Below are 12468 nucleotides of genomic sequence, written 5' to 3'. Positions count from 1 at the left end.
GTTCGCCTTTTTTCATGTGTTGAGTTTTTGTGATTCAGATACAATCCGTTCATTTTATATATTGATCCATCATTTCTTGCAATTGTGTCAAATAACTCTCTTTTAATTCATCAGGGTATTCAATTTTCACATGTTTCCCAAATGAGATCAAATAGTGAGTCATATACGATAATTCTTCTTGGTTGTACCCACCCACTATATAAGGCGTATCATCAATGGTCTCCAATCTCATATTCGGATAATGATTCTTCAAAAACTTCTCTTTCCCTTGTTCCGTTAATCGACATTTAAAAGAGATATCATGATAGGTTTTTTCGTACTCGAGCTGCAGTGCTTTTAATTCTTCCTTCGTAAAAGTGTCTTTTGTTTCTTCTTCGATCATCATGTCCGTCATACAATCACATCTGTAGATGCCCCACTTTTTATTCAGAACATCATATGCTTCGGTAAACCAAATCCCATTTCGATAAAACAACTCAAGAAATTGTAGCCTGATCCTTTTATGTTCATATTGAGTGTATGTCATCTTCACGATTTGATCTTCCATCATTGCCTGCAATATCAAATCCAAATGATGTTGTTCACTCACTGGTGCGACATGATAGTAATGAATCACATCCAAAATCTCCGTGATCCGATGTTTTCTCTCATCAGACATTGTAGCAAACAGTTTTTGGCGAATCTGTGAGTAAGACTTTTTAAACGGTGTTGCTGACAACAGATCTAGCGCTTTAAGAGCGAAAAAAATGGCTTGAACTTCATCTATTTGAAAATAGATCGGAACCAATGGAGATTGATTCACGAGCCGATATCCTCCATGTCTGCCATTTTCAACATAAAAAGCTAAGCCCATGGACTCTAGTTCTTCCATATCTCTTAAAGCCGTACGTTTAGAAATGCCAAATTCAGTTTCTAAATCTTTTAATTGAAATGAATATTTATCACTTAAGAAAATAAGCTCTTGGTTTAATCGTTCTGATTTTTTCATTTGATTTTCCTTCTGAAAAAGGTGACATGTTTTGTCACCTTTATATTTTATACTCAGTTTATCAAAAGAAAAGGAGTATTTATATGAAAACATTCATTATTAACACGCACCCTGATTTCACTGATCGAGAAAGTTATTCAAGCAAACTACAAACACTATTTTTAGAACAGTTTAAAAAAAGATTCCCTCATGAGGAGCCAACAATTTTACATTTATATGGAACTGAAATTCCCCGTATCGAAAAAGACCAGCTGCTACGTATTTGGGAAAAGCAAGCATCTGAACAAACATTAACAGCTGCGGAGGAAAAAATCGCCGCTTCTTCCTCTGCTTTATTGGCTCAATTCAAAGCACATCATCGAATTGTGATCGTGTCACCTGTTCATAATTTCAATGTGACTTCACGAATGAAAGATTATATAGATAATATCTTTATTGCTAGAGAAACGTTTAAATATACAGAAGATGGTTCAGTTGGTCTGATGACTGACGGTTATCGTGTACTTTTGCTTCAAGCAAGTGGCTCAATTTTCACAAATAACGATCGGTACACACCACTGGAATTTTCATATTATTATCTAAAGGAAATATTCCAAAACTTGATGGGTTTTCAACAATTTCATATTGTCCGGGCACAAGGAACAGCGATTTTAGAGCAAGATGTGATCTTACAATCTGCATCTGATGATATGACGAAAACCTTAGATGCGTTTTATGCACCTCGTTAACCTCTATTTTTTCAAGACCCCGAACGAAAAATTTTGCTCACTTGTCATCAATCTTATTTTTTCGTTTTGGGGTGACTCCTATCTGCTAGTACAAATATTATTGATGACTAATGCTGCCGTTTCACTCGGATGGCTAAGAGGGAAATGATGGCCATACGGAACAAAATCAACCTTCCCAAGATGCGATGGCGCAGAATAGCCTCTGTCATACTCCCCCCAAATCATGTGAAGATGATCCTTTGTGACTTCTTTAAAGTCACCTTGATCGGTTTTCCGTAATAAATGGTTAAGCTGAACCGTCGTATTTAAAATTCTAGGAGAAGTAAAGCTGTTTCTGATTTTTTCAATATAATGTTCAGGGATGCTTTCCATGCTTTCAAACAAACCATTTCTTAATACATAACGCTCTATCATTTTAGGAGTTGCTAATTTTAATGACCATTTGTTCATCCATTGTGGAACATTTAGCGATTTAGCATTTTTTTTAGCGACAGGCGGCTGAAGTAAAGTGATGGAATACTCCTTATCTATGTACCCTTGTCCCAATGCTTCCAGTAAGATAAACGCACCGAATGAATGACCGATTAGATGTGCACCATTCGTCGCTTTCTCTATTACTTTTTTCACTACATTTAAATAGATATCTAGAAGATATTTCGCTCGTTTAAATGGAGAACGGCCCAAACCAGGAAGGTCCAAGATCCATACAGGTTGACCTGTTTTCTCATGAAGCTCTTGTGCTAAAGGAAATAAATCTTCTCCATCACTCAATAAACCATGTAATAAAATAAACGGCTTCCCCTCTCCTTGTAATTGGTAAAGGGTCGTGTTATCGCATAATGTTCGTTTAAATAAATGTTGGTGCTCACCATTTTGAGCCATCATTCGATAATCTAGATCCGCTACTACAGCAGGGAAAAATGTCATGACACTCGTCTTCTTAATCCAATCTTCTCCCATTATTTTTTTCACTGAAACATTTGAGAACGTTCGTTTTGTCATAAAATTCAATCCGTCAGAAGGAATGTTTGTGAGTTTACTTACGCCACTATTCATGATAGCTTTCATCAGCGGCATTGGGACAGAGATGTTTGGCGTCCTCATATTCATACTTTCTGACATCATACTTAATAGTCCAGCAACGTTCTGATCGTGCTCTTTGTCTTCAACAAGTGTATATGTTTGAATAGCCGGCTGCTCCAACTTGAAAACCTGTACAATAAACTTCGCAAACTCATCGTTTGAAATAAGTGGTAACCGATAGTCCTTACCTCCAGGAATCACCGGCATGAGCCCTCTTCGCATACTCTTTACAAGCAAACCTAATCCTGCAATTTGCTCTGTACTCCCTGTTTGACTACTTCCAACGACAGTTGGCGGATTAATGATAGAAAGCGGATAACCTACTGCTGATGCCTGCTGACGAATATAAAGATCTGCTAAAAACTTTGTTCTCTCATAAGGATTTTTTATTTTCAAGTAATCGTTCCCTTCTTCAAACACGTCGATGGCAATCTTGCTATTTTGATCATCAAAGGGACTCATATAACCGACAACATGGATAAATTGCTGTAAACCCTTCGATTGATGAATACTTTTAGCTAACTCACTAATGTGTTTGGCGCCATTTAAAAAGACGGAAGCTGCCTCTTTACTTGTCGCTTGAATATCCATCGGGCCTCCTGCGTGAATGATCACATCCGTTTTCAATACCTTCTCATGATCTTCAGGACTTAGACCCAAATCGACTTTCGTCAAATCACCTTCAACAAAGTGCATCACCGCCTCTTTTAAAATGCCTCTTTCTTGAAAAATGCGTGTTGCTTTACTTTTTGACCTTACTAAAAGAAGAATGTTCACATCCTCTTTGACTAATTCTTTCACTAATTGCTTTCCGATAAACCCTGTTCCACCCGTTAAAAATACTGTTTTCATGTGAAATCTCCTTTTTAGTACTATTCAGTACTAATTTGATGTAAAAAAAATGCTTCTTTATCGAAGCAAGTTAAATAAATGATCTGCTGTTTTTGTGATGACAGTTGCATCCTTCAATGTTTCTGAAATAAATAACGCTCCTTCAAGATTTGTCATAAAAAGTGATGCCACCTCATCAATCTGAATCGTCTTTCTGAATTCTCCATTCTCTACCCCTTGTTTTAGTAATAGAGAAACTTTCTTTTGTAATCCTGTGAAAAACAGGCCTATTTTTTCTTTTATTTGTGTGGCCTGTGCAGGACTTTGAATATAAAGAGTAATAAATGGACAGCCGCCCTTATACTCTCTCGACTGAACGCCTTGTGATAATTGCTTTAAAAACAGTTGAATACGATCTTCAACTGAAAATTGGGTCTGAGACAGTACGTCATCCATTGCAGCTTGATACATATCAATCCAATAATCAACGACCCCTTCTAATAATTCCTCCTTATTAGAAAAGTGATAATACACATTAGACTTTGAAACTTTGCTTACACGTACCAATTCATCCATACTTGTATAAGCAAACCCTTTTTCCAAAAATAATGTTGCAGCTACTTCAAGTACACGTTTTTGATTCATTAATTTTACCTTTGTCATAATTAGAACTATACAGTACTAAATTATATGTTGCAAGTATTTATGATCATTTAGAAAAGAGTTTGATGAAAAAGTTTTCTCAATGCGGTCAAACGCAAATGAGGAAACTAACAATAAGAGAGTTTCTTTTAATTATAATCTTCTCCTACCATTAAAGTACTATACTTTGTTTTAAATTTTTCATACTTTTTCTCATCCTTAAATAATAAGAATGCCCCTCTGTCATCATAAATATGATAAATAAAATCTTTATTTATAAAGAATATTTCAGGATAACTACTATATTTGTCATTGAACCTCGGAGCCATACTTTTAAAATCTTGATTACATATAGCCTTGATTATTTTCTTGTACTCTATATGCTGTTTTTTTGTTTCTAAAGAATACTGAATGACTTTTCCATTCTCATCTTTAGAATTTTTTACATTGAGTCTGTATTTATTAATTTTTTTTGAATACTTACTATATACTCCTATCGGCCTCTGTAATGAATGCTCGCTTCGAACAATTGTGACGACGAACAATAAATCGTTCTCCCCAAAAAGTTCATCAAATATACTTATTGCAACATTATAAACCTTATTAAAATATTGAGGATTTAAATGGCCTTGATCATTAAACTGATACATATCTTTTTCGAGTTGAATATGAAGGCTTAGAGGTAACTCGTTAAAGGAATCATTAATTAAATCAATATTGAATTCACTTTGTAAATAATCTAGGTGAACCATATCTCATTCTCCATTCATTCTTTTATGTACAATTCTTATTTTATTAATACTCGACCACTTTTATTTAGTGTAGCTATACGCTCTCCGGATTTATTCATTAATTTGTAGTAACCTCCTCCATGAGAATTCCCTTTCCCAAGATCTCTTGAAATGGACAAACCAGATGCAGGATCTTTCCACTCTTGTTACCTTTAACCTTCTTAGTGAAAAGAGAAATCTTAACCCCAGTATCATTCAATAAAGTTTTTTATTCATTGTCAACTTAGATGTAACCAATGAAATAGAAAAAGACGAACTTAAAAAGTTCGTCTCCTACACTAAAAGGTCATCTTGATCGGCACAAATTCGGCACGCTTCATCAACCTCTTATATCAATCATTTTCAATCCTCTGTATTAACCAATAGAACCTTCCATTTCAAACTTAATCAAACGGTTCATTTCAACGGCGTATTCCATTGGTAGTTCTTTTGTGAATGGCTCGATGAAGCCCATGACGATCATTTCTGTTGCTTCTTCTTCAGAAATTCCGCGGCTCATCAAGTAGAATAGCTGTTCTTCTGATACTTTCGATACTTTCGCTTCGTGCTCTAATGAAATGTTGTCGTTTAAGATTTCATTGTAAGGAATTGTATCAGATGTTGATTTGTTATCCATGATGAGTGTATCACACTCGATGTTTGAGCGTGCACCCTCTGCTTTACGTCCGAAGTGAACGATTCCACGGTATGTGACTTTACCGCCTTGTTTGGAAATCGATTTCGATACGATCGTTGAAGATGTGTTTGGTGCAAGGTGAATCATTTTTGCACCTGCATCTTGGTGCTGACCTTTACCTGCTAGGGCAATACTTAATGTCATACCACGAGCGCCTTCACCTTTTAAGATGACAGCTGGGTATTTCATTGTCAGCTTAGAACCGATGTTTCCATCAATCCATTCCATTGTTGCATTTTCTTCACATACTGTACGTTTCGTCACAAGGTTGAAGACGTTGTTTGCCCAGTTTTGAATCGTTGTATAACGGCAGTAGCCGCCTTTTTTGACGATGATTTCAACAACCGCACTGTGAAGTGAGTTTGTTGTGTAAACTGGAGCTGTACAACCTTCTACGTAATGCACGTGTGCGCCTTCATCAACGATGATCAGTGTACGTTCGAACTGACCCATGTTCTCAGAGTTGATTCGGAAGTATGCTTGAAGTGGTGTATCTACTTTTACGCCTTTTGGTACGTAGATGAATGAACCACCAGACCATACAGCCGAGTTAAGCGCAGCAAATTTGTTGTCAGTCGGAGGAATGACTTTTGCCCAGTGCTCACGGAAGATGTCTTCGTTCTCTTTTAATGCACTGTCTGTATCTTTAAACACAATGCCTAAATCTTCAAGATCTTGCTTCATGTTGTGATACACAACTTCAGATTCGTACTGAGCAGATACACCTGCTAAGTACTTTTGCTCTGCTTCAGGGATTCCAAGCTTATCAAAGGTTTGTTTGATTTCTTCTGGTACTTCATCCCAAGAACGCTCAGAGCGTTCTGATGGTTTTACGTAGTACGTAATTTCATCAAAGTTTAATGCATTTAAATCTCCGCCCCATTGTGGCATCGGCATGTTGTAAAAGTGCTCAAGAGATTTCAAACGGAAGTCGAGCATCCACTGAGGCTCTTCTTTCATACGAGAAATTTCTTCAACGATCTCTTTTGTCAGTCCGCGCTCTGAACGGAAAATGGAAACGTCTTTATCAGAAAAGCCGTATTTATATTCACCAACATCTGGCATTTTTTTAGCCATCCATTTTCACTCCAATCTTATGATTTGCCGTTATCTTCGGCAGATGCGCCTTTTTCAAGCGCCTTCCAGGATAATGTTGCACATTTGATGCGCGCCGGGAATTTTGCGACTCCCTGCAGCGCCTCAATGTCACCAAGATCAATGGAATCGTCGTATTCTTTTCCTAGCATCATATCGGAGAAAATCTGAGACATTTTCAAAGCTGTTTCAATATCTTTCCCTTTAATCGCCTGCGTCATCATAGAGGCAGATGCCATCGAAATCGAGCATCCTTCTCCTTCAAATTTCGCATCGATGACTTTTTCGTCTTCGATTTTCATCGTGAGACGAATGCGGTCACCACACGTTGGGTTGTTCATATCGACGACAATGCTGTCGTTTAACACACCTTTGTTTCTCGGATTTTTATAATGATCCATAATCACTTGTCTGTACAGTGTGTCTAAGTTTACATTAAAAGACATTCGTAAAATACTCCTTTGTCTTACGGAGCGCTGCCATGAGCTCGTCAATCTCCTCTTCTGTATTGTACAGATAGAAGCTTGCTCTTGCAGTCGCTGATACACCAAGCCATTTCATGAGCGGCTGTGCACAGTGATGTCCAGCACGAATGGCGACACCTTCCGTATCTAGAACAGTTGAGGCATCATGAGGATGGACGTCGTCTAAGTTAAACGTCACAAGTCCAGCTCGGTGCTGCGGTCCGTAAACCGTGGCACCTTCAAGCTCCTTAAAGCGCTCAAGTGCATAAGTCGCAAGCTGATGCTCGTAACGGCTGACTTCTTCCATTCCGATGTCATTTAAGAAATCAATCGCTTTTCCGAGCCCAATTGCTCCTGCAATAATCGGTGTTCCCGCTTCAAATTTCCACGGCAGCTCTTTCCATGTAGAATCATATAGATCCACAAAGTCGATCATTTCACCGCCAAACTCAGCAGGCTCCATATTATTCAAAAGGTCCTTCTTCCCGTAAAGAACACCAATGCCAGTCGGTCCACACATTTTATGCCCAGAGAAAGCGAAAAAGTCACAATCTAGATCCTGAACATCAATTTGCATGTGCGGGGTGCTCTGGGCACCATCGACGACGATAATTGCACCGTGATCGTGAGCAATCTTTGCGATGTCTTTAATTGGGTTGATGGTTCCTAATACGTTTGAGACATGTGTGACAGCAACGATTTTCGTTTGATGTGTGATGGTTTGCTTCACATCTTCAAGCGACAGCGTGCCGTCTTCCTGTAACGGAATATATTTCAATGTGGCGCCAGTTGCTTTTGCTGCCTGCTGCCAAGGGATGATATTCGCATGATGTTCCATATGCGTAATGACGATCTCATCGCCTTCTTTAAGGTTTGCTCTAGCATAGCTGATTGCCACTGTGTTCAGTGCTGTTGTTGTACCTCTAGTAAAAATAATCTCCTGGACAGAAGAAGCGCCAATGAATGCTCGAACTTTTTCTCTTGCACCCTCGTATGCGTCCGTTGCTCTTGTGCCAAGGGTATGAACACCCCGGTGGACGTTCGAGTTGTAAGACCGGTAATACTCATTCATTGCATCAATGACAACTCGTGGTTTTTGAGATGTCGCTGCACTGTCCAAATACACCAAATCATGTCCGTTCACTTGCTGATGAAGAATTGGAAACTGCTCACGAACGTCTTTGATATTCATTATTTTACTTTCCTTTCGATCACAGAAACGAGCTGCTTTTTTACTCCTTCAATCGGCAGTTCTTTGACGACTGGATTTAAGAAGCCATAAATGACAAGTCTTTCTGCATCTTCTTTGGAAATCCCACGGCTCATGAGGTAATAGAGTTGAATTGGATCAACACGCCCAACAGACGCAGCGTGCCCTGCTGTTACATCATCTTCATCGATTAAAAGAATTGGGTTAGCGTCACCGCGTGCTTTCTCACTCAGCATGAGAACACGAGATTCTTGCTCTGCATTTGACTTCGTTGCGCCATGCTCGATTTTACCAATCCCGTTAAAGATAGAAGATGCTTGATCCTTCATGACACCATGCTTCAAGATATACCCTTCAGAGTTTTTACCGAAGTGGATGATGCTTGTTGTGAAGTTTTCCGTTTGATTCCCGCGGCCAACAACAACTGATTTTGTATCACCGAATGTACCGTCGCCCATAAGCTTCGTGATGTTTTCAGACACGACGTCTCCATCATTCATCAGACCAAGCGCCCATTCGATTTTACTGTCACGACCATTTGCCATACCACGTCTATTCACATAGACTGTCACACCTTCTGCAAGGTTATCCACTGCACCGTAAGTGACGCGGGCATTTGCACCCGTGAAGACTTCAGACACGATATTGAAGATCGCTTCTTCTGGTGTTGCCGTACTGATGTAGTTTTCGACATATGTCACAGCACTATGATCGTCTGCTACAACGATGACATGGTTGAACAACGTTGTTTCGTCATTTTCATGAAGATAAACGGCTTGAATTGGTGCTTCAAGCTCTACGTTTTTCGGTACATAGAGGAAAGCTCCGCCATTCACTAAAGCAGCATGTAGAGCTGTTAGTTTGTGCTCATCCACTTTCACTGCATCAGTCATGAAATATTTCTTCACTAGGTCTCCATGTTCGCGAATCGCAGTATGGATATCAGTGAAGATCACGCCTTTGTCTTTTGCTTCAGTAGAAAGAGACAAGTATGCTGGCGTTTGATCACGCTGAATGTAGACTGTCTTATCTGTGTCCTCTAAATCAATAAGAGACTTCACTTCTTCAGGAAGCTCTTCTAAAGATCCAAATGGCGCACTTTCGACTGTATGCTGTTTGAAATTGGTTAAATTCCATTTAGAAATATTCGTTTTGTCAGGCTTTGGCATTGGAAGGTCTTCTGCTTTTTCAAGAGCCTGTAAGCGAAGGGAACTCATCCATGCCGGTTCCTGATGCTTCTCGGAGAAGCTTTTGACATAATCTTGATCTACTGATAATTTCGTTTCTAATGTCATCAATAATCCTCCTAACGCTTACGCTTCTTGACCAACAGTTTCGTCTTCAATTCCTAACTCTTTTTTAATCCAGTCATAACCTTCTGCTTCTAGACGCTGCGCGAGTTCTGGTCCGCCAGATTTCACAATACGTCCTTGCATCATGACATGAACGTGATCTGGTGTGATGTAGTTCAATAAACGCTGATAGTGAGTGATCATTAAGCAGCCGAAGCTTTCGCCGCGCATTTTATTAATTCCTTTAGAAACAACTTTCAGCGCATCGATATCAAGACCAGAATCGATTTCGTCAAGGATGGCGATTTTTGGTTCAATCATCATTAATTGAAGAATTTCGTTGCGTTTTTTCTCCCCGCCTGAGAAACCTTCGTTTAGGTAGCGTTGCGCCATATCTGGGTCCATTTCAAGGAATTCCATGTTTTCGTCCATTTTGCGGATGAATTTCATGAGAGAGATTTCATCGCCTTCTTCTCTGCGTGCGTTAATAGCCGAACGAAGGAAGTCTGCATTTGTTACACCACTAATTTCAGATGGATATTGCATTGCAAGGAAAAGACCCGCTTGAGCGCGCTCATCTACTTCCATTTCAAGAACATCTTCGCCATCAAGCAAGATGCTGCCTTTTGTCACTTCATACTTAGGGTGGCCCATGATTGCAGCAGATAAAGTAGATTTACCTGTACCGTTTGGTCCCATTACTGCGTGGAATTCTCCACCTTTTATTTCTAGGTTTACACCTTTTAAGATTTCTTTCCCTTCAATCTCAACGTGCAAGTCCTTAATTGTTAATGTCGAAGCAGTCATATATCGATACCTCCAAAATAATCATTATTCTCAATTTATTCTCATTCTAATTTTATAACAAATTAAAAGTGAATACAACACATTCACGACAAGCGTGAGAGGATGCTCTCAAAATTCTAACAAAAAATACAGGTAGATAAAAGGATTTATGTCGAAAAGACTGTTTTCATAAAGAAGGGGCGGGAAACTGTTCTCCCCGCCCCTTAGCTATCAATAGCCTCGTATATTCATTTTTGCGAGCTGTCTTTTCTCATCTCGATAGGACTGCTCTCGTTTAAGTTCTACTTTCATTCGTAAGTCATGGTCTCTTTCGTACTCTGCATAACTCATGCCATGAGATTGATGCATGGCCTTTTCCATCTCGGCGGTATAATCCAATCCCAGTGTACTCTGGTCCGAACAAATAATAAACCATTCCCTTCTTTGAGTGTAGCTTCATTGTATCAAAGGCATGCTGCTTCACTCAAAAGGGATATAACACGCTATGCTGGCATATTTTCTCACACAACCGGCTGAGAACGACTCAACTCCCTGATATGGAAAAATACCATCTTATCCTTCCCTTAATGCGTCTGTCCTCCAAATTCATCAATACATTGCTGAACAACTGTGATGCCTTGACTTAGTGCAGCACCGCCGCCAAACGCTGCCGCCACACTGACGACCTCCAGCAAATTCTCTTCTGTTGCGCCTTGGTCGAGCGCTCCCTTTGTATGATAGATCATGCAATATTCATCCTGTGCATGAATGCTGATGCCGAGGGCAATCATTTGTTTTTCTTTTTGTGTTAAGGAATCGCTCTGAAAGCACTGCTCCGTAAATTCATTAAATTTCTTGCCAAACACCGGCATTTTCTTCTGAAATTCACCCATTGCCGTTTTATAATCCGTCAGTGATTGCTGCATCGATCCGCTCATATGCTGTTCATTCATCTTCATTCCATCCCTTCAGGTCATTTGTTCGTTTTTATTATGAGCGAGATTTGAAAAAATACACAAAAAAAACCTCGCTTTGATGAAAGCGAGGTTTACAAGTTGTTATTCAGATACAGGCAATACTGCACCATCATACTTTTTGTCGATGAATTCTTTGATTTTATCCGAGTGAAGAACTTCCATTAATACCTTGATCTTCTCTGATTTTTCGTCACCTTTGCGAACAGCGACGATGTTTGCATACGGGTTGTTTTTCGTTTGCTCAAGTTCGATTGAATCTTTTTTCGGATTCAATTTATTTTGGATCGCATAGTTAACGTTGATAAATACAGCGTCGCCTTCACTGTTTTCATAAGCTTTCGCTGTTAGTTCAGGAGCGATTTTTTTGAATTTTAGGTTCTTCGGGTTTTCTTTGATGTTTTTGACTGTTGCGTTGATTGTATCTACTTTTGGATCAAGCTTGATCACACCAGCATTTTGTAATAGGGCAAGCATACGTCCTTGCTCAGCTACGTTGTTTGTCATGATGATCGTGCCGCCGTTTGGAATATCTTTTACTGATTTGTATTTCTTAGAGTAGATACCGAAAGGCTCAAGGTGAACGGCACCAGCACTCACTAAGTTGTAATCTTTGTTTGATTTATTTTCTTCGTTCAAGTAAGGGATATGTTGGAAAAAGTTCGCATCCACTTCTTTTTCAGCTAATGCTTTGTTGTACATTTTATAATCGCTCAGTACTTTCACTTTTAGATCGTAGCCTTTTTCTTTTAGAAGTGGTTTTGCTTCTTCAAGAATCTCGGCATGTGGTGTTTTTGAAGCGGCAACCGTGATGGTTTTGTTATCGCTTGCGTTATTTGATGAACCGCAAGCAGCTAAAATGCCTGCAAATGCTAGAAATAGTGCACTTAAAATCAATTTCTTCATGA

13 protein-coding genes are annotated in these 12468 nt (G+C 39.2%); 1 reads left to right on the top strand and 12 read right to left on the bottom strand.

The window, feature by feature from the left end; all coding sequences use genetic code 11:
• Positions 1 to 49: 49 nt before the first annotated feature.
• Positions 50 to 988, bottom strand: coding sequence for a helix-turn-helix transcriptional regulator (locus ACRRMM_RS13000; RefSeq protein WP_428828594.1), 939 nt, complete (start codon positions 986 to 988; stop codon positions 50 to 52).
• 83 nt (positions 989 to 1071) lie between these two features.
• Between ACRRMM_RS13000 and ACRRMM_RS12995 the strand changes: the two genes are divergently transcribed.
• Complete coding sequence (locus ACRRMM_RS12995; protein ID WP_428828595.1) at positions 1072 to 1716, top strand: FMN-dependent NADH-azoreductase; 645 nt, start codon at positions 1072 to 1074, stop codon at positions 1714 to 1716.
• A gap of 78 nt (positions 1717 to 1794) precedes the next feature.
• On the opposite strand, the gene ACRRMM_RS12990 is transcribed toward ACRRMM_RS12995, so the two are convergent.
• From ACRRMM_RS12990 to metQ, 11 genes are all read right to left on the bottom strand, one after another.
• The gene (locus tag ACRRMM_RS12990; RefSeq protein WP_428828596.1) at positions 1795 to 3651 is read right to left on the bottom strand and encodes an alpha/beta fold hydrolase; all 1857 of its coding nucleotides are present in this window, start codon (positions 3649 to 3651) and stop codon (positions 1795 to 1797) included.
• A 57-nt stretch (positions 3652 to 3708) separates the two neighbouring features.
• Positions 3709 to 4275 (bottom strand): TetR/AcrR family transcriptional regulator, encoded by a 567-nt coding sequence (locus tag ACRRMM_RS12985; protein WP_428828597.1) that lies wholly within the window; start codon positions 4273 to 4275, stop codon positions 3709 to 3711.
• A gap of 146 nt (positions 4276 to 4421) precedes the next feature.
• Positions 4422 to 5024 carry a DUF3885 domain-containing protein gene (locus ACRRMM_RS12980; RefSeq protein WP_428828598.1) on the bottom strand — a complete coding sequence of 201 codons (603 nt, stop codon included), beginning with the start codon at positions 5022 to 5024 and terminating at the stop codon, positions 4422 to 4424.
• Positions 5025 to 5418: 394 nt separating this feature from the next.
• Positions 5419 to 6816, bottom strand: coding sequence for a Fe-S cluster assembly protein SufB (sufB, locus tag ACRRMM_RS12975; RefSeq protein ID WP_007500362.1), 1398 nt, complete (start codon positions 6814 to 6816; stop codon positions 5419 to 5421).
• A 17-nt stretch (positions 6817 to 6833) separates the two neighbouring features.
• Positions 6834 to 7280 (bottom strand): Fe-S cluster assembly sulfur transfer protein SufU, encoded by a 447-nt coding sequence (gene sufU / locus ACRRMM_RS12970; RefSeq protein ID WP_008347017.1) that lies wholly within the window; start codon positions 7278 to 7280, stop codon positions 6834 to 6836.
• Positions 7270 to 8490, bottom strand: a complete 1221-nt coding sequence (locus tag ACRRMM_RS12965) for a cysteine desulfurase (protein WP_035389339.1) — start codon at positions 8488 to 8490, stop codon at positions 7270 to 7272. The genes sufU and ACRRMM_RS12965 overlap by 11 nt, the downstream gene beginning before the upstream one ends.
• Positions 8490 to 9803 carry a Fe-S cluster assembly protein SufD gene (gene sufD / locus ACRRMM_RS12960; RefSeq protein ID WP_008347022.1) on the bottom strand — a complete coding sequence of 438 codons (1314 nt, stop codon included), beginning with the start codon at positions 9801 to 9803 and terminating at the stop codon, positions 8490 to 8492. The genes ACRRMM_RS12965 and sufD overlap by 1 nt, the downstream gene beginning before the upstream one ends.
• Positions 9804 to 9821: 18 nt before the next feature.
• Positions 9822 to 10607 carry a Fe-S cluster assembly ATPase SufC gene (gene sufC / locus ACRRMM_RS12955; protein WP_007500355.1) on the bottom strand — a complete coding sequence of 262 codons (786 nt, stop codon included), beginning with the start codon at positions 10605 to 10607 and terminating at the stop codon, positions 9822 to 9824.
• 210 nt (positions 10608 to 10817) lie between these two features.
• Positions 10818 to 10955 carry a hypothetical protein gene (locus tag ACRRMM_RS12950; RefSeq protein ID WP_008356693.1) on the bottom strand — a complete coding sequence of 46 codons (138 nt, stop codon included), beginning with the start codon at positions 10953 to 10955 and terminating at the stop codon, positions 10818 to 10820.
• Between the two features lie 215 nt (positions 10956 to 11170).
• Positions 11171 to 11539, bottom strand: a complete 369-nt coding sequence (locus ACRRMM_RS12945) for a carboxymuconolactone decarboxylase family protein (protein WP_003212803.1) — start codon at positions 11537 to 11539, stop codon at positions 11171 to 11173.
• A 105-nt stretch (positions 11540 to 11644) separates the two neighbouring features.
• Positions 11645 to 12466: a methionine ABC transporter substrate-binding lipoprotein MetQ gene (gene metQ / locus ACRRMM_RS12940; RefSeq protein WP_007500351.1), complete on the bottom strand. Its 822-nt coding sequence runs from the start codon at positions 12464 to 12466 to the stop codon at positions 11645 to 11647.
• Positions 12467 to 12468 lie beyond the last annotated feature (2 nt).

This window comes from Bacillus sp. XT-4, assembly GCF_050864245.1.
Lineage (GTDB): Bacteria > Bacillota > Bacilli > Bacillales > Bacillaceae > Bacillus > Bacillus altitudinis.
This window is presented reverse-complemented; position numbering and strand designations above follow the sequence as displayed.